Source organism: Sphingopyxis terrae subsp. terrae NBRC 15098, from assembly GCF_001598815.1.
Classification (GTDB): Bacteria; Pseudomonadota; Alphaproteobacteria; order Sphingomonadales; family Sphingomonadaceae; genus Sphingopyxis; species Sphingopyxis terrae.
Genome location: NZ_BCZQ01000020.1, coordinates 98,166 through 114,714, shown reverse-complemented (window position 1 = coordinate 114,714; position 16,549 = coordinate 98,166). Strand labels below are relative to the sequence as shown.

Below are 16,549 nucleotides of genomic sequence, written 5' to 3'. Positions count from 1 at the left end.
TCATTCGCCGAGCATCTCGCGCAGTCTGCCGCGCGCCCGATAGAGGCGCGTCTCGATCGCCTTCTCGCTGACGCCCAACATCTCCGCCGCCTCCGACTGGCTGAGCTCTTCGATGCCGCGCAGCACGATAACCTCGCGAAGATTGGACGGCAGATCGGCGATCGCCTTCCGGACCCGAGCCAATTCGGCGCGATCGGCGGCCTCGGTTTCGACGGCCGGGCTGTCGCCGGCAACATCGTAAGCCGCCTCAAGCGGCAGCGCGCGCGTAAAGAAGGACCGGACCGCACGGCGGCGCGCCCAGTCGCGGCATTTGTTGAGCGCGATGCGCGATATCCAGAGGCGGAACGGCCGCTCGCCATCATAACGGGCGAGCGCCGCGAAACCCGCAACAAAACTTTCCTGAGTCAGGTCCATCGCCTCATTATCGTCACCCACATTACTGCGGATCAGGCGGAAAACGGCAATTTTATAGCGCGCCAGAAACTCGCGATACGCATCCTGCCGACCGGAAAGCGCGAGCGCCGCGAGATCGCGGTCGCTACATTGCGAAAGATCACCCGTCACCTTGCATCGGCGGTCAGCGCCTTGACCACAACCTTGTCGAACATCGCGGCCTGATCGCGATCGAGAACGCTGCGCATCGCGAAGAGGTGACGGAGCGTCTCCTTCTGCAATTCGCCCATCACCTCATGCGTTTCGTCGATCGCTTTGGTCACGCGCGGACCATAGCCATGCTCAGCCTCGATCGCCTGCGCCAGACGAATGTTCGACGCCCGCATCTCGAGCTCCAGCGCTTCGCGCCGTCCGGAATACTTCGCTTCGATCGCCTGCAGTCGCTTTTCCTGGTCAGCGGAAAGCGTCAGCTCGCGGTGCAACAGCGTGTGCAGTTCGGCCTCGCTCGGCTTCGGCGTATCGACAAGCAATCGGCCAACGAAAACACCGGCGACCGCCGCGAGAAACGCAATGAACCCGATGATTACGGCCCGGCGCGCAGCGGTCATCAGCGCGCATCCAATATCGTAGAAGGCGCCAACGGGCTCGCGGGGATCAGCGGCGTCAGCGGGCTCGCCGCAACCGCGCTCGGTACGAACACGCTGCCTGCGACCATTCCGCCGCCAAGCGAAAAGAGCGCCGCAACCGCCATCAGGCGGCGCGTCGCCGCGGCTTCGGCCTTGCGGACGGAGAGCGCAAGGAGCACGCGATCGTCGAGCGCATCGATCGCCGACGGCAACGCGCCCACATTCAGTTCCCGAATATCTACGTCCATCACCTTTTCACCGGTCCTTTCAATAAGGCGATACGCACGCGAACGCCGCACCCCTCACCCTCTCCCAAAGCCGCCCCGATCCTTTTTCTTCGAGGGCTGCGGTATCACCATGCGTATTAGCAACATGACCATGTGATTGGAGCCTTTTATGATCAAGATTTCGCTCTCCCCCCTCGCCGGTCTCGCCGCCGCCGCGGCACTGGCACTTTCGCCGACGACCGCCATGGCCCATGCAAAGCTCGTGGCATCGACCCCCGCAGCAAATGCCAAGGTCGCCAAGGTGACCTCGATCCTGCTCCAATTCAGCGAAAAGCTGATCGCCTCGACCGTCAAAGCCGAACTGGTGATGACCGGCATGCCGGGCATGGCCGACCATCCGCCGATGAAAATCGCCATCGCTTCCGCGATGGGCAAGGATGGCAAATCGCTGACGCTCACCCCGAAGCGCGCGCTCGTCCCCGGCACCTACACGGTCAAATGGTCGGCCGCAGGCGCCGATACGCACCGCATGGGCAGCGAATTCAGCTTCACCGTGAAATAGGAGGATGGCCGACGCACTCATGATGGCGTCGGTTTGGCGTGGTCTCCCTCTTTGAGGCCGTTCGCAGTCGGCCACGATTGCTCTTCAATGGCCCGCACTATCGAAATAATAGTGCGGCCTTGGCCGTTTGCGAATACGCGGCTTTCAACCAGGGAACAGGAGAGGCGGTCATCGGCTTCCGATCTGCCAAGAGCATTCAGCACCGATCGTTGATGCGCCGGGCACGACAATCGCAGGCCCGTCCCAATTGTCCGACGGTGCTCAGGCCCATCAGCCCATACCATCGCCTTGTTGCATCTCGATCTGCATCAACGCCTTGGCCTTTGCCCAGTCGCGGCGCACCGTGCGTTCGGTAATGTCGAGCAGGTTGCCGATTTCCTGTTCTGAATAGCCGCCGAAGAAGCGATATTCGACAATCTCGGCAAGGCGCGGGGCCGTTTGTGACAGACGGTCGAGCGCATCGTTCAGCGCCAGCAGCCGTTCGTCGCTTTCCCAATAGATATCCGGCAGATCATCTTCGAACGTAGCAACATGCGTTCCGCCCCCGCGTTTTGCGGCAAGACGGGCATGGGCATGATTGATCAGAATCTGGCGCATGGCGCGCGCCGCCGTGCGCAGGAAATGCTTCTCGTCGGCAAAGCCGCCAGCGCTTCTCAGCTTGAGAAAGCTTTCATTGACCAGCGCGGTCGAGCGCAGCGTTTCGCCGGCGCTGTAACGCCAATGCATGTCGCGCGCGAGCCGCTTTAGCTGCGGATAGAGCGTTGCCACGAGCGAATCGGATGAATCGGTAAGCATGGCGCCATTATGCGGATTATTCTTTTCATATCTATGCGTTGGGTCACACCGGCGCCGAGGAACGCATCGGGCTCAGGCGGCGAGCAATGGCTCGCTAGCAGCGCCGATCATCGCCGCGAGCCAGCGCCGGTCGGCGCTGGCTTCGATGGTGGCGACAGCACTCGCCGGTGAGGAACCGCTGGCCAAGGCGGCACGCATAAGCTCGATCTGCTCGGCGATCTGGGCGAACCCCTGTCCGAAGCGCGGAGCGGTCTGGATCAGGCCATCGCCAATACGCAGCAGCGGCGGGCCGCCCGCCGACCGCGTGACCTCTACGCGCCGGGCGAAGGGTGCCCGGTGGCGCACCGGATTGGGGTCGAAGCCGATCTTGCCCATGCGGCGGCTCCAGTCGTGGCCGGCCGCCAGCATCACGCTGTCGAGGAGGCGGAAAGGCGAGACGGGACTTTCGCCGCAATCCGCACATCGGAGGGTCATCATGCAGCGCCCGTCCACGGCGCGCGTCAGCCAGAGACCTGCCGCACCCGCCACATCGCGCGCGGCGATCGTCCAGCGATCGTCGCCGCTGCCAGCCGTCCCGCGCCACGTCCAGCACTCGTCGATCGCGTCGCTTTCGTCGATGGCGACGTCGAGCCCCGCGGTACGACCGGCGAGAACGGCGCTGCCGCTCGCGTCGACCAGCAGGTCGAAGGCTTTGTCTTCCACGGGGATCGCCATGCGCGGTTCGACCAATTTTGCACCGAGCTCGATCGCCCGCCGCGACAGCGCGTGGACCAGCGCCGCGGGATCGACGATCGGGGCTTGCGTCATAACCGGGGGCGCGGCGCCATCGATCCGGAGCAAATCGGCGGCGGACCATCCGGCCAACCCCTGCCCGGCAACCGCCTCGATCTTCGCCATCGTCGCGAAGTCGATCTGATGGACGTGACCGTGATGAGCGCGGGCGCCCCGGCGGCTGGGCGCGATTTCGGTCATCCAACGGGCGCGCCGCAGGCTGATGGCTGCCAGCAACCCCGCCGGGCCGTCGCCCATCACCAGCGCGGTGCGCATCGCTCAGCCGCGCCGGGTCGGTACACCGAGCCCTCGGCTCGACACGGCGCGAGTCTCGGCGAGCACGAAGAAGACGATGCCATTCCCGGCGCCGCCGCGCAGCAACGTGTCCTTCGCGACGCGGCCAAGCAGCCCACGTGCCGCGCGCGGTTCGCCCGGCGGCACCAACATGTCGCCAGGGAAAAGCATGTCACCTGGAAACAGCATATCGCCGGGAAAAAACATATCGCCCGGGAACAGCATATCGCCCGGGAACAGCATATCCCCCGGAAAGGCTTGCGCGCCGGAAGCGAGCTCGAAGCCGTCCGACGCGAACAGGTCGGCGATCTCGCCATCGACGAGGCGCGCGGCGAGAAACTGCATTTTAACGGGCTGCTCGAGCCGCGATTGCAATCGCACAGATTTCACGAGCGCCGCGCGCAATTTTTCACCCGACATGCCGGCAAGGCGGCGCGCGCCGACCACTTCGAGCTCGATCGTCCCGCCGCCCTTGGCAAAGGCCACGGTGGCTTTCGTTGCGCCGGCGACGAGCACGGCGGTCCCGGCGATGAAATTCCTGCGTGTCACTGCCATGATCTGTCCTTCCCTTGGCATCGGCCGCATGGGCGCGGGCCTCAGGAGGAAAAACAGCAATGGAGAGCGAAAGCGGACATCACGGCGCGACTATTCGGTCGCGTTCGCCCGCGGCTACAGGCGGTAGAGCCCCTTGATGTCGGCGATCCCCTGTTTCAGGCGGGCCGCCGGGGCGCCCATCGCTTCGACGATCGGCTCGGCGATGCCAAGTGCGGCCCGGGCGCCCGGCTTGTCTCCGCTGGCAGCCAACGCCCGGCCAAGCGCAATATGGGCGATGGCGCGCGGCGGCGTAGGCGCGCTGCCAGCCGCCGCCACCGATTTCCGGGCGACGGCCAAGGCTTCGTCCTTGCCCGCCAGCGCGATATGGGCTTCGGATACCCCCGCCAGTGCCGACACATGCAGGATCGATCCCGCGCCGGCGAAGCGTTCGGCCATCGGCTCGGCGCGCTCCAGCAGCGAAAGCGCCTTCGGGGCGTCGCCAAGTTGCAAGAGCACCTTGCCATAATTGCTGAGCAAGGCAGCGGTCCCGCCCGACGCGCCGAACAGCTTTTCGCGCAGGCGAACAGCTTCTGCAAAAATGGGCGCGGCCTTGTCGGGATGCCCCAACAAAACCTCGATGGCCGCAAGATTGTTCGCGGTGTTCAAGGCATCGGGCGTATCTGTCAGACCCGTCTGCGCCCAGATGAGCCGCGCTTGTTGCAGCGCCTTCCGTGCGCCCGGCAGGTCACCGCTCGCCTGCAAGGCGACGCCCAGATTGTTCTGGAACACGCCCGCCAGACGATTGCCGGTTCCCAGCATCGCGACATGATCATCCGTAGCTTTCTGGAGAAGCGCCGCCGCCGCCGAGGGATCGGCGCCGCGCATGATTTGCGCCTCGAGCAGCCGGCTGTCGATGAGCCGGTGGCGCCATTTGTCGGGAGCGCTGGACCAATATTGCTGCGCTTGCGCCAACAGGGGCCGCGCCTCTTCGATTTCGCCGGTGCGGACAAGCGACTGCGCCAGATCGTATCGCGAAAGCGCAAGCGTCTCGGGATCGATTCCGTTCGTACCGCCGGCGGTCACCACCGGCCGCAACGCCGTGATCGCCCCGCGGTAATCGCCGAGGTAGAAATAAAGCTCGCCCAGCGCGTGCAGCACCGGCGCCTGATCGGCGGGCGAGCGGGCGAAGCGCTCGACGATCCGGCGGGTCGACTGTTCGAGTATATCGCGGCGGTCTGCATCGTCGCCAGCGACGTCGGCGCTTTCGGACAACATGACATAGAGCGATTCGCGAACCGCCTGCGATCGCTCTTCCTCGGCCAGCGCCGCGTCGCGGGCGGCATAGGCTTCGCGCGCTTGCCACAGGGTCGCCGCCAATCCGCCGACCAGGCTCAGCGCGATGGCGACGCCCGCGGCGATCGGCCAGCGCCACTGCCACAGGCGGCGGCGCACGGCATAGCCGCGCTCGCCGCGCCGCGCGGTCACGGGCGCGCGGTCTATCACGCGCTGAAGATCGGCCGCGAAGGCTTCGAGCGTCGGGTAACGATCCGCCGGTTCCTTGCGCAGCGCTTTCGCCAGCACGGCGTTCAGATCGGCAACCAAAGTGTCCGGGGCAGCCGCAAGGATGTCGACGTCGCGGTGCGCCGTCAGCGCCTTGGGTGCGGTATCGAGGATGCGCCCGACGCCGAGCACGAAGGGCAAGCCATCAAGTTCGATGGGCGGCTTGCGCGTCACCAGTTCATAGAGCAACGCCGCCGCGCCATAGACGTCGCACGGCGGGCCAACCGGGGCGCCGGTCAACAGTTCGGGCGGCGCGTAGGGCGCCGAAACCGGCAGCGGATTTTGTGTCTGAGTTGGCAACGCCATCTGCTTGGCGACCCCGAAATCGATCACGCGGGCGCGCCCGCCGCTGTCGACCAGTACGTTCGAGGGCTTGAGGTCGCGGTGCAGGATCAACGCCTGGTGCGCGCGCGCCACCGCGCCGATCGCATCGATTACGAGCGCGATCCGGCGCGCGAGGTCCGCCTGATTGGTATCGCACCAGATGTTGCAGGGCGGACCATCGATGCGCTCCATCACCATCCAGGGATTGCCCGCATCGTCCAAGCCGCCGTCAAGAATGCGCGCAATATGCGGATGGTCGAGCGACGCAAGCACTTGCCGCTCGGCGGCCAGTCGTTCGGCATCAACCCCGGGGCCGCGCCGGATCAACTTCAACGCCCCGGCCTGCTCGAACCCCCCGTCGGCGCGGCCGACCGCGTAGACCGAGCCCATACCGCCGCTGCCGATCAGCCCCTCGATCCGCCACGCGCCGTAACGGTCGCCGACCTGCGGACCCGGATCGATCGATCCGTTCGCCGCGCAGGATGCGTGCGCTGGCTCCAGAAAATCCGCAGCGGCCTCCATGCGGGCCAGGAATTTCCGGGCTTCGGCCGCGAGTATCGGGTCGGCAGCGGCCAGTTCGGCTTCGCGCTCCTCTTCGTACAAGTCCTGCGTGCGGTCGATCAATGCCGACAGCCTGCTCCATTCAATTGTCACACGATGCCCCCGCCGCCCGATCCTGCATTAGCATCCCAGACTAACCGAGCGACGCAAGCGCATTTTTTCGCATTGCGATGTCCGGTTCGCGGCACCGATCCTGTTTTCACCTCCGAAAGGCACCGGCTCGCAAGGCTTGGCCGGCGCAGGATGAGGAGATTTACGGATGCGACTGGTTACGAAAATCGCGGCGACGGCTTCGATGCTGGTGGTGGGAGCCGGACTCGGCGCTGCCTCCGGCTCTGCCCAGGCGGCCGCGCGCGAGGCGCATGTCTATGCGACCGTCGGCTTCGACAAGATAAAGCCCGAACTGGTGCTGGACACTTTGGAGGGCACCGTCACCGGCACCTACACCGCGACGCAGAGCGAAGAAGAACTCGACGCCATTTACCGCACGGGCACCTACGGGATTACCAGCGGCACTCTGGAGGGGGAATTTTCGGGGAACACGCTGACCGGCTATTGGTATGAAACCGCCTATAACGCGGGGCTTCAGGTTTATTGCGATACCGAACGCAACGGCACCCGCGTCTATGGCCGCTTCGTCCTGACGTTCAGCGCCGATCGCAAATCCTTTACCGGGTTGCGGACCGGGTGCGAGATCGTCCCCGACGCCTATGAGCATAGCTACGACACCTGGACGGGCACGTTCCTTCGCCGCCAGGCGATAGCCGCCGCCCCCAACGCGGCGTCCGCACAGGCGAAGGCCGATGCTGCCCGGCCCGGCTCACCCGCGAAGCCGGGCGCCAACCCGGTCGGCCGCATCATCGACGGTGCCGCCCGCGCAGCAGAAGACGAAGCCGATGCCAAGGCCAAAGAGGCGGCCCGCAAGGCCGCGCGCGGCATTCTCGACCGGCTTTTCTGATCTCGACGCAATCAAGACAATATTCTCGCGGAGACGATCATGAAATTTGCACCGAAACATATTGCGAGCCTGGCGAGCGCTTTGCTGCTCCTGTCCGCCTGTGGCCAAAAGGATGGAGAAACGCCGGGCGACGGCGGTGCCAAAGCGCTGGCGGGTAACGGCAGCGAACTCGACACCGCGCTGCGCTGCTGGGCTTTGACCAGCAGCGCCTATTTCCAGCACATGGCGATGGCTGGCGAGACCGGCAACCTGCCCAAACCCGACGAGGCGATCTACACCGGTTGGGCCAAGAAGCTGGCGATCCTGTCGTTCAACAAGGGCATGGGGTTCAAGGCCTTCAATGAAATGAAGGACAAGGCAAAAGGCGATGTCCGCATCTATTCGCTGACCGTCGATCCCGAGCGCGCAGCCGCCGTGCAGACCTGCATCGACACGGTCCCGCCCCCGACGAGCGAGCCCGACCCTTCGTGGCCGTCGGACAGCTGACAAATCGCGTTTTTTCCCGCCGATTGATCGCCGCAACGCGCCGCCACGTGCGGGAGGCCGTGCGCCAGGAGAATGTTATGACCAAGAGCCTTGCAGTGTTTCCCTGCCCCGCCGGCACGCTTTCCCGCGGGATGGGCGGCAGCAGCCTCCGCGCGGTTGCCGCCGCGCTGCTTTGCGGCTCGCTGTTCGCGGCGCCGCAGATAGCCCATGCGGAAACATGCCTGCTCGACCGGAATGAAAATGGGACCGTCGAGCCAGCGGTCGATAATGACGGCGGCGCCACCGCCGACGACGGCAACGGCGACGACAGGCTGGCCTGCGGCGTTGGCGCCACGGCAACGGCCGGAAACACGACGGCATTGGGAACCCGCTCCAGCGCAACCGGCGTTCAATCGTCGGCAATCGGGCATGTCGCTGCGGCGTCGGGCTTCAATTCGCTCGCGGTCGGTTTTGGCGCGGATGCAGCGAGCGACTATGCCGTCGCAGTCGGTGCGACATCGCGCGCCGCCGGCGTCTCCTCCACCGCCGTGGGTTCGGGCAGCATCGCCGTCCAAGATAAGGCGATCGCCGTCGGCACCTATGCCTATGCAAACGGGGCCCGCAGCATTGCGATGGGGAGCAGCGTCACCGACAATCTGGGCGAGCGCGGCGCAACGACCGCCGGCGACGACGCCATCGCGATCGGTACCGACGCGGACGCCAACGGAAATCGCGCAACCGCGGTCGGCGCCTTCAGTTCGGCGGCGGGCACCTCGGCACTCGCGGTGGGATCGGACAGCTTGGCAGGAGAAGATGCGGTTGCGCTGGGATCCGATGCCGCGGCAACCGGAACTGGCAGCACGGCGGTAGGCAATGCGTCCGAAGCATCGCAGTTCGGCAGTTTCGCAGCGGGTTCGCAGGCTCGCGCCACCGGCACGCGATCGGTCGCAAACGGCTTCTACAGCGATGCCTCCGGCAACCGGTCGATCGCGGTTGGCGACGCGGCTTTCGCATCCGGCGTGGGCAGCATTGCCATTGGCGGCGACGGCCCCGATGCGAATGGCTTTGGACCGCAGCGCGACCTCGACTTCGACGGGCTGATCGATGGCTATGGCGCCTATGTTGCTGGCGAATATGGGGTTGCGATCGGGGCGGATGCGCAGGCGGGCGATTTTGCCACGGCGAATGGCACCGGCGCACTGGCCAGCGGCGACAACAGCAGCGCCATCGGTTCTTATGCGACCGGCTCCGGCATGAACGCGACCAGCATCGGCGTACTCTCCAAGGCGACGAACACGAATGCGACCGCGACCGGCGCCTTCGCGAACGCGAGCGGCGAGCGCGCGGTCGCCAATGGCGCCCAGACACGCGCCGAAGGCGAAAGCAGCGTGGCGATCGGCTTCCAGGCAGGCGCCACCGACTTCGGGGCGATTGCGATCGGCGCCGAGGCGATCGCCGATGGGGAGCTTGCTATCACCCTCGGCGGCACGGCCCGCGGCGACGGAGCGATTGCATTGGGAGGCTATGCCGCGGCAGAGCAGGATGGCGCCACCGCGACCGGTGCCGGCGCCCGCGCCGCCGGCCTTAAAAGCAGTGCTTTCGGCAATATGGCACTGGCCGAAGGCGATTTCGCGACCGCGCTGGGTCAAGCCAGCCGGGCGGTCGCGACGGCAACCGCCGTCGGGAGCGGGGCGCAGGCCGATGGCGAAAGCTCAAGCGCGCTGGGAATCAGCGCGAGCGCGAGCGGCGCCACCAGCGTTGCCGTCGGCGCAAATGCGTCTGCCCAAGGCAGCAATGCCACCGCGACCGGCGGCTATGCACAAGCCTTCGGCGACGATTCCACCGCGACCGGCGCCGGCAGCTATGCGGGCGGCAATTTCTCGACGGCGGCCGGCTCCCAAAGCCTGGCGCTTGGCGATTTCTCGGTAGCATTCGGTGGGCGCAGCAATGCGGCGGGGCTCAATTCCACCGCGCTGGGCGGCAATGCCGTGGCGAGCGGTGCCAATAGCGTCGCCCTCGGCAATGGATCGATCGCGGACCGCGACAATACGGTATCGGTTGGCACTGCAGGCAATATGCGCCAGATCGCTCAAGTCGCCGCCGGCACCGCCGCGACCGACGCCGTCAATCTCGGGCAGCTCGACGCCGTAGGCGCGGTGGCCGATTCGGCGCTGACGGCGGCGAGCGAGGCGGCAAGCGATGCCAGCGCGGCGCTTGCCGCCGCTTCGGGCGCGCAGGGCGATGCCAGTGCCGCACTGACAGCGGCAGCGGCAGCCGATGGCAAGGCCGACGCCGCGCTCGCCGCTTCGGCAACTGCGGTAGCGTCCGTTGCCGCTCAGGGTGAGCGGATCGATGCCGTCGAGGAGGCCAATCTCGTTCAGGACGGCCGCATACAGGCGCTCGAAACGCAAACCGCCTCCGCTGCCGGCGACGCGGCCAGCGCCCTTAATCGCGCCGATCAGGCGATCGCACGCAATGAGGAGCAGGACGGCCGCCTGACCGGCGTGGAGGCCCTCGCGGCGTCGAATGCGACCCGCCTCGACGGGGTCGAGGCCAGCGTAACCCAATTGTTCGGCGCCATTCCATCGCAGGCCCAAGGCGACAATGCCCTCGCGCTCGGGAGCGGCGCCATGGCAACGAGCGATGACGCCGTGGCGATCGGCACCGGTGCGACGGCAAGCGATGGCGCCGCGGTCGCTATCGGCCTTGGCAATCAGGCGAGCGGCGACGGGGCGGTCGCGATCGGCGATCCGAATATCGCGACCGGGCAAGGCGCAATAGCGATCGGCAAGGACAATGTTGCGACGGGCAATGCCGCGATCGCGTTCGGCGACACCAGCACAGCCAATGGCGTGTCGGCAATCGCCGCGGGGCTGCGTGCCAACGCTGCCGCGGACAATGCGATTGCGCTGGGCAATAGCGCGAGTGCGCTGGGCGCCAACGGGGTCGCGATCGGCAACGGTGCGCAATCGGTCCGTGACGATCAGGTGGCGATCGGCTCCGCTGCCAGCAGCTATACGCTCGCCGGGATCAATTCGGACGCCAGCCGCGCGGCGCAGCAGGGCGCGCTGCGCCTCGTGACCGCCGACGGCGCAGGCAATCTGGGCACGACGAGTTTCGACCTTGACCGGCTCAATGCGCTGCCCGGACAGGTCAGCGCTCTCTCCAGCCAGGTCAGCGCTTTCGACGCGCGGCTGGCGCAATTCGGTGCCGGCCTGGAACGGATTGAACGCAGCGCCAACGGCGGGATTGCTGCGGCGATGGCGATGGGCGGCACCGTCATCCCGTCCGACATGACGGTCGCCCTGTCGTTCAACCTGTCCACCTTCCGCGGCGAGCAGGGCTTTTCGGGCGTCGCGGTTGGCCGGATCAGCGAGCGGGTGTGGGTCTCGGGCGGGGTCGCCGGGTCCACCGTCAAGGGATCGACCGGGGGCCGTATCGGCATGACGTTCGGATGGTAGGCCCCAGCGGACTGGCAGGAGACCCGAAATGAGAAAAGACCTTGTGATCCTGATCGCAGCGATCGCCCTCGCGGGGTGCAGCGAAGCGCAAAAGGGGAGCGAGAACGGCTCCGCGGCACCCGCCGATGCGGCGGCCAACAATTCGGTACCGGTCGCCAACGGTCCGGGCGCCCTCGGCATCGCTACCGACGATCTGCCCGATTTCGTCGAGCTGCCAAAGAGCGCGCGAGTGACCACGAATATGCGGATGAACGATGGCGACAAGGCCGGCGGGACGCTGACCCTGGAAACCGCGGAGACGCCGGCTGCCCTGATCGCCTTCTACCGCGCCTCGATGGCCCGGCACGGCCTGAAGATCGGTCTGGAAAACACAGCGGACAAGATGGTGCAGCTGATGGGCGAAAGCGAAGACAAGGCGCGGACGCTTATGGTCACGGTTCTGACCGATGACGCGGGCGCCGCGACGCTGAACCTCGTCCATTCACGCGTGATATCCTGATAGATCGAGAGGACAGAATGATGAAACCTCATCTTGCTATTGCCGCTCTGCCCTTGTTGCTCGGCGGATGCGGCGGCGAAGCGCCGGCAGCGAAGACCGGCGGCGGCCCGACGGAGGTGGCAGCATCGGGCATCACCGAAATCGTCAAATCCGCCGCCAAGGGCAACCCGATCCCGCGAGACAATCTGCCCGATTTCGTCGAAACCTATGAAGGCGGGCGATACGGCACCTCCTTCTTCGGCAGCAACGAGAAGCGCAAGTCGGGAACGCTGCTTTATACAGTGGCGGCTGCGCCCGCAGACGTCGTCGGCTTTCATATGGCGTCGATGAAGAGACTTGGCTTCGAAGTCGCCGGGCCAAAGAAGCGCGTCGTGCGTGACCGTAACGAGACGGTGATTGAAGGGACGGCCGCCGACGGCCGGTCGCTTACGGTCGTGGTGATCGAACAATCCCCTGCGGAAGCAACCGTGCAGATGAATTATGTCGTTCCGCTCACCTGAGGCGGCGATCGTTCCGGGGCGCCGCGCGAAAGGCGCTGTGTCGCTTGCGGCAGGGCTCGCGCTCCTTTTCACGCCGCTGGCCGCCGTCGCGCAGGAAGAGGTCGGCCGCGAAGCGGTCGGCGCGTGGCATGGCACGTTCCAACTCGATCGCAACGACCCGCGCATTCGCACGCGCGGCGGGGCGGACATGCTGCGAATCCAGGTCATTCACTCGCTGGGCGCACCTGTCGCAACGATCAGCTGGGTTGCGGGGCGCGGCATTTGCGAGGATCCGGCGGCCGAGCCGTGCGAATGGATCGGGGCTGGCGGTACGGTATCGGGCCGTGTGCTGCAAAAGGATCTCGTCTTTGCGATTCCGCTGTCGGCTGACGCCGAAGGTCCGCTGATCGTCATCCTCCGTCATGGCTCCGGCCCGCGAGCGCGGCACGGCCAGGCGATGAACAGCAAGGCCGACTTCGGGTTCGATTTTTCCTATTCCGACGCGCCCAATACCCGGTGATTGCGGACTTCGAAATTGCGCTCGGCCTCCCCTTTCCGGTGCGGTCTCCTTGCCGACCAGCCACCCAATCGCGGTTGCCTTGCAGCACAGCAGGAAACGCCTGATGGTTTCGAGCCGATCAACCATACACGCCTTTTGGATCGCCATGGCGGGTTCGACCGCGTTGAGCGGCCTTGCCGCCGCGCAAGGCAGCCAAGCTCCGCCTGCCGAGCTTGAAATCTTCGGCGTCGATCTTACGACCGACAAGGAGATCGCTGTTCCCCCCGAGGTCAAGGCCAAGGCACGCGGAATTTTCGGCCTCCATCGCGATAAGTTCGGAAGCTCCCCGCACATCGACACCCGCCAGAACGGCAAGATCAACGCATTCTATGTCAAGCGCGCCAAGTCCACACCCGCAGCCGCCAGCGCAGGCGACAACCTGCCCTACAAGGGGCCTTTCCAGATTCCCCTGACCGCAAAATATGACCTGTGCGACGGCGGAGCAGCCAAGGGAGCGGAGAATTGGTGCAAGAGCGGGCAGTTCAGCTTCAGAATGTTCGCCGACGCCATATCAGCCTGGAATGCCGAACTGCTGATCTCGCACGAACTTATACATTTGCGGCAATATGAAAAGATACCTGGCACAAAGGCGGACGGGGCGCCGTTCTGGCTGGTCGAAGGGCAGGCCAACGGCATTGGCTACGGCTTGCTGGAACGCGAACCGGGCTTCAGCCGCAAGGCCATCGCGCTGAAGACCAAGGGGCTGAAAAACGCCAATTTCTCCTTTTTTCTTGGACTTCGCCGTTATGATGTCCCGCTGGATATCAATCGCGATACAAGCCTGTATCCGATCGATCATCCCGAATATTTCAGAGAGCTCCTCCGCGATGAGGACGGAAATCTCCATTCGGACGGATATCTCGATTATGCCGGCTATCAGACGGGTTCATTTTGGCGCCATGTCATGCGCGGCCGACCTGCGGGACTTCTTGCTTACAAAAAGATGCTCGATCGGCCTGGACCGTCCGATCCGACAAATTCGCACGCCTGGCTGAAATGGACCGATTCCGGGCTCAAGGCGGCAACTTACTCCAGGCGCGGGACGACGGTTCCCATCTGGCGCGGCGGCTTGCGGCAGGTCTTTTCGGAGATGGTCACAGAATTGGCCGACCTACCCGACATCGTCGTCAAAAACCGCACCGACAAGCTTGCTGCACCCTATTTTGACGCATTGCTCTGGACGCGCTCTTGCAAGAAGATCGACCTCACCCAGGCGACGGCCGCGTCGCTGAGAGTGACGGTCCACCCTTATGCAGCGCAGTGCATGCGCGTCAAAATGCCGATCGAGAGCGCCACCGGCACCGACGCCGCGGCTCCCCCCACACCGTTCAGCGTAGCGGCATCCGGCCAGAGCGTTTGCGATGATCTCGAGCTTGGAACACGCGGACAATTGCTCACCCAGCCGAAATCCTTCAAGGCGAAAGCCGGGGCGAGCGGCACGAATTGCGCGCTGGTTTGGAATGCCGGTTTTGCACCGCTGCGACCCGACGATCCGAATGGTCTGCGCGGTTGGCAAACGGTGCTCCTGATCAATGCGCCGTCGGACCCGGATCGGCAAAAGACCCACGACCTGCTGCTCAATTTTGTCCGGCCCGTCGCCGCCAGCACATTAGCCGGAACCCGTAGCGTCGATGGCGCTGGAGAAAAGAAACGCAAGAAGCCCTTGCCGAAACTCAAGGGGACGCCGGAGATTCAGCAGGCCGATCCGCTCCTTGTCGACCCGACGCCCGATGCGACCTGCGATGCCGATCAAGCGGCGATCTTCGCCTGCGGAGATATCTTGACGCTGCCGATCGTCTCGGGTGACGCAAGCGAGATTGCCCGCGCCGGCGAAATATTGTCAGCCGGCATCGTCATGCAATATCCACAGGGCGGCCTGGGCCCTTACGGCATCAAAACGCTCGGCGAGTTATATCAGGATGGTCAGCAGATCGAGGCAAAGGCCGGTGCGCTTCAGGCGAGGGCTATCGGCGGCAATTTGAACGGCGCGACTATCTCAATTGCCATGAAACGACCTGATGAAGGGGTCGTCGGCCGCTTTCCAGCGCGGGTCGAAGTCGAACCCCTCGATCGGCGTCCCGGTGAGAATTCGGATCCGTTGACATCGCTGACTACCGGTCGGACGCGCCAGATCGGCAATGGCTGCGTCGACGTGCTCACCTATCAGTCCAACGCAACGGTCGAGATAAGCGTGAATCAGCCTGGCTTGTTGATGGGTTCGGTTTCGGCAACGCTCTACGAACCGAATGCCGACGATGAAGCCGCCTGTCGCGAGCCGATCGTCGCCGCCGGGACGGTTCAGGTGTCTTTCTCCACACCTGGCGTCTTCCCCGTCGGCCCGGGAGGACGATATCAGGTTGATCCCGCACGGTCCGAATTTCAACAGCTGATCATCCAGGACATGGCCGCCATGATGGCTATGCCGCTGGAGGAGCGATCAGACACACCTGCCGACGACGAAATCGATCCGGCAGCAGGCAACAGGTTCGTCGGCAGCCGGGCCGGGGGCGGAGCCGGAACCGTAGCCCAGTGTCAAGGAACGACGGTCAGCGAAGCCGATCTTGATGCCTTCATCCGCGCTACCGCTGCCGGAGCGGGTGAAGGAGATCCACAATTATCCGCGCAGATCGCCCAGAGCATGAGGGCACTCGAACCTGCCATGCTCGCCATGGCTGTCTGTCGATGGATTGGAGCCGGTCGCCCTTCCACTTTCGCATTGGAAAATCTGGAATGAAGCGCAAAATCGCCGCAGTATTGTCGCTAGCTGCCGCCAGTATATCGCTGACGGTGGCGGGCGGCTTGGCCGGACAACAGCCGGATTACGACGGCAATGTAACACTGCATCGCTTGCCCGCGCCGCCGCCGTTGCGCGAACTCCCCACCGCCACCGATGACAGCAACGGGATCTCACCTCGTCCGGGCGCGCCTGGACCTCTCCCCGTCCTTGGCCCTCCACCCGCTCGCGCTTGCATCAGCGAAGCCGAATTCGAAGCAGCCTCGGCAGGCACGGGATGCGCCTGTACCTGTGAAGAATATGCCCGCAAGCCGGTAAGCCGGACGTGCGACGTCGCTTGCCAGGGCCATTATGCTTGCTGGGGACCGCCGGTCAGCGACGCCGACCTGGATCGCAAGCTTGGCGAATTGTTCGGCGATGCCGTCGCGGCCGGGGTAACCATCCCTCTGCTCTCCGGGGAAGAGCGCGAGACAATGCGCGGCGTCGTCCGCGCCAACCGGGGTTTGGAATGGAGCAAGGGCCGGATGTGCAATAAGTAGCGGCGACCCGCACGATCCGTCCGCGTCTGCACGGTCCGGAAGAGATAATCGGCCAGCGAGTTGTGCCGACGCAAGACATTGCGACGACGGACGCGGAAGGCAACACTCGTAAGGAAAGCATCCATCCACTGGCTGCCCGTCACGATCACTCGGTGGAGGATGGCCAGGCATCGTAAACTTTTTCATAGGCTTACCGCACCCGCGCCAA

The 16,549-nt window shown here is 65.0% G+C and carries 16 protein-coding genes; 9 read left to right on the top strand and 7 right to left on the bottom strand.

Translation table 11 applies throughout. The features are described 5' to 3' along the window. The 3 genes from STE01S_RS13635 to STE01S_RS13625 are packed head-to-tail and all read right to left on the bottom strand — an operon-like array spanning position 1 to position 1,267. Positions 1-564, bottom strand: coding sequence for an RNA polymerase sigma factor (locus STE01S_RS13635; protein ID WP_062768517.1), 564 nt, complete (start codon positions 562-564; stop codon positions 1-3). Next, positions 561-1,001 (bottom strand): periplasmic heavy metal sensor, encoded by a 441-nt coding sequence (locus STE01S_RS13630; protein WP_062768514.1) that lies wholly within the window; start codon positions 999-1,001, stop codon positions 561-563. Before STE01S_RS13630 ends, STE01S_RS13635 begins: the two co-directional genes overlap by 4 nt. Continuing rightward, a complete protein-coding gene (locus tag STE01S_RS13625; protein ID WP_062768511.1) occupies positions 1,001-1,267 on the bottom strand; it encodes a hypothetical protein in 267 nt (88 codons plus the stop codon). Before STE01S_RS13625 ends, STE01S_RS13630 begins: the two co-directional genes overlap by 1 nt. Positions 1,268-1,415: 148 nt before the next feature. On the opposite strand from STE01S_RS13625, the gene copC reads away from it, so the two are divergent. After that, positions 1,416-1,808 carry a copper homeostasis periplasmic binding protein CopC gene (gene copC / locus STE01S_RS13620; RefSeq protein ID WP_062768508.1) on the top strand — a complete coding sequence of 131 codons (393 nt, stop codon included), beginning with the start codon at positions 1,416-1,418 and terminating at the stop codon, positions 1,806-1,808. Positions 1,809-2,078: 270 nt separating this feature from the next. Here the strand turns inward: copC and STE01S_RS13615 are convergent, their stop codons facing one another. The 4 genes from STE01S_RS13615 to STE01S_RS13600 form a co-directional block, all read right to left on the bottom strand. Beyond that, entirely contained in the window at positions 2,079-2,603 is a 525-nt protein-coding gene (locus STE01S_RS13615) for an ECF-type sigma factor (RefSeq protein ID WP_062768505.1), read from the bottom strand. A gap of 72 nt (positions 2,604-2,675) precedes the next feature. Then, entirely contained in the window at positions 2,676-3,650 is a 975-nt protein-coding gene (locus STE01S_RS13610; protein ID WP_062768502.1) for a hypothetical protein, read from the bottom strand. 3 nt (positions 3,651-3,653) lie between these two features. Then, on the bottom strand, positions 3,654-4,223 hold the full coding sequence (locus STE01S_RS13605) for a hypothetical protein (protein WP_162928284.1): 570 nt from the start codon (positions 4,221-4,223) through the stop codon (positions 3,654-3,656). Positions 4,224-4,337: 114 nt separating this feature from the next. Next, positions 4,338-6,710 carry a serine/threonine-protein kinase gene (locus STE01S_RS13600; protein ID WP_062768497.1) on the bottom strand — a complete coding sequence of 791 codons (2,373 nt, stop codon included), beginning with the start codon at positions 6,708-6,710 and terminating at the stop codon, positions 4,338-4,340. 196 nt (positions 6,711-6,906) lie between these two features. Here STE01S_RS13600 and STE01S_RS13595 point away from each other — a divergent pair, with 196 nt between their 5' ends. From STE01S_RS13595 to STE01S_RS13560, 8 genes are all read left to right on the top strand, one after another. Then, positions 6,907-7,605 (top strand): hypothetical protein, encoded by a 699-nt coding sequence (locus tag STE01S_RS13595; protein WP_062768494.1) that lies wholly within the window; start codon positions 6,907-6,909, stop codon positions 7,603-7,605. Positions 7,606-7,644: 39 nt separating this feature from the next. Beyond that, the gene (locus tag STE01S_RS13590) at positions 7,645-8,091 is read left to right on the top strand and encodes a hypothetical protein (RefSeq protein ID WP_062768491.1); all 447 of its coding nucleotides are present in this window, start codon (positions 7,645-7,647) and stop codon (positions 8,089-8,091) included. Between the two features lie 77 nt (positions 8,092-8,168). Beyond that, positions 8,169-11,531 carry a hypothetical protein gene (locus STE01S_RS20425; protein ID WP_162928283.1) on the top strand — a complete coding sequence of 1,121 codons (3,363 nt, stop codon included), beginning with the start codon at positions 8,169-8,171 and terminating at the stop codon, positions 11,529-11,531. Positions 11,532-11,559: 28 nt separating this feature from the next. Continuing rightward, positions 11,560-12,030, top strand: a complete 471-nt coding sequence (locus STE01S_RS13580; RefSeq protein WP_062768486.1) for a hypothetical protein — start codon at positions 11,560-11,562, stop codon at positions 12,028-12,030. Positions 12,031-12,047: 17 nt separating this feature from the next. Then, positions 12,048-12,530, top strand: coding sequence for a hypothetical protein (locus STE01S_RS13575; protein ID WP_162928282.1), 483 nt, complete (start codon positions 12,048-12,050; stop codon positions 12,528-12,530). After that, positions 12,511-13,029 carry a hypothetical protein gene (locus STE01S_RS13570; RefSeq protein WP_062768480.1) on the top strand — a complete coding sequence of 173 codons (519 nt, stop codon included), beginning with the start codon at positions 12,511-12,513 and terminating at the stop codon, positions 13,027-13,029. The genes STE01S_RS13575 and STE01S_RS13570 overlap by 20 nt, the downstream gene beginning before the upstream one ends. A gap of 49 nt (positions 13,030-13,078) precedes the next feature. Continuing rightward, complete coding sequence (locus STE01S_RS13565; protein ID WP_162928281.1) at positions 13,079-15,802, top strand: hypothetical protein; 2,724 nt, start codon at positions 13,079-13,081, stop codon at positions 15,800-15,802. Next, the gene (locus STE01S_RS13560) at positions 15,799-16,341 is read left to right on the top strand and encodes a hypothetical protein (protein ID WP_062768474.1); all 543 of its coding nucleotides are present in this window, start codon (positions 15,799-15,801) and stop codon (positions 16,339-16,341) included. Before STE01S_RS13565 ends, STE01S_RS13560 begins: the two co-directional genes overlap by 4 nt. Positions 16,342-16,549 lie beyond the last annotated feature (208 nt).

Bases quoted from the DNA above. Each gene is read 5' to 3' on its own strand.
- STE01S_RS13630 (WP_062768514.1), bottom strand. From the start codon at position 1,001: ATGACCGCTGCGCGCCGGGCCGTAATCATCGGGTTCATTGCGTTTCTC.
- STE01S_RS13625 (WP_062768511.1), bottom strand. From the start codon at position 1,267: ATGGACGTAGATATTCGGGAACTGAATGTGGGCGCGTTGCCGTCGGCG.
- copC (WP_062768508.1), top strand. From the start codon at position 1,416: ATGATCAAGATTTCGCTCTCCCCCCTCGCCGGTCTCGCCGCCGCCGCG.
- STE01S_RS13615 (WP_062768505.1), bottom strand. From the start codon at position 2,603: ATGCTTACCGATTCATCCGATTCGCTCGTGGCAACGCTCTATCCGCAG.
- STE01S_RS13610 (WP_062768502.1), bottom strand. From the start codon at position 3,650: ATGCGCACCGCGCTGGTGATGGGCGACGGCCCGGCGGGGTTGCTGGCA.
- STE01S_RS13605 (WP_162928284.1), bottom strand. From the start codon at position 4,223: ATGGCAGTGACACGCAGGAATTTCATCGCCGGGACCGCCGTGCTCGTC.
- STE01S_RS13595 (WP_062768494.1), top strand. From the start codon at position 6,907: ATGCGACTGGTTACGAAAATCGCGGCGACGGCTTCGATGCTGGTGGTG.
- STE01S_RS13590 (WP_062768491.1), top strand. From the start codon at position 7,645: ATGAAATTTGCACCGAAACATATTGCGAGCCTGGCGAGCGCTTTGCTG.
- STE01S_RS20425 (WP_162928283.1), top strand. From the start codon at position 8,169: ATGACCAAGAGCCTTGCAGTGTTTCCCTGCCCCGCCGGCACGCTTTCC.
- STE01S_RS13580 (WP_062768486.1), top strand. From the start codon at position 11,560: ATGAGAAAAGACCTTGTGATCCTGATCGCAGCGATCGCCCTCGCGGGG.
- STE01S_RS13575 (WP_162928282.1), top strand. From the start codon at position 12,048: ATGATGAAACCTCATCTTGCTATTGCCGCTCTGCCCTTGTTGCTCGGC.
- STE01S_RS13570 (WP_062768480.1), top strand. From the start codon at position 12,511: ATGTCGTTCCGCTCACCTGAGGCGGCGATCGTTCCGGGGCGCCGCGCG.
- STE01S_RS13560 (WP_062768474.1), top strand. From the start codon at position 15,799: ATGAAGCGCAAAATCGCCGCAGTATTGTCGCTAGCTGCCGCCAGTATA.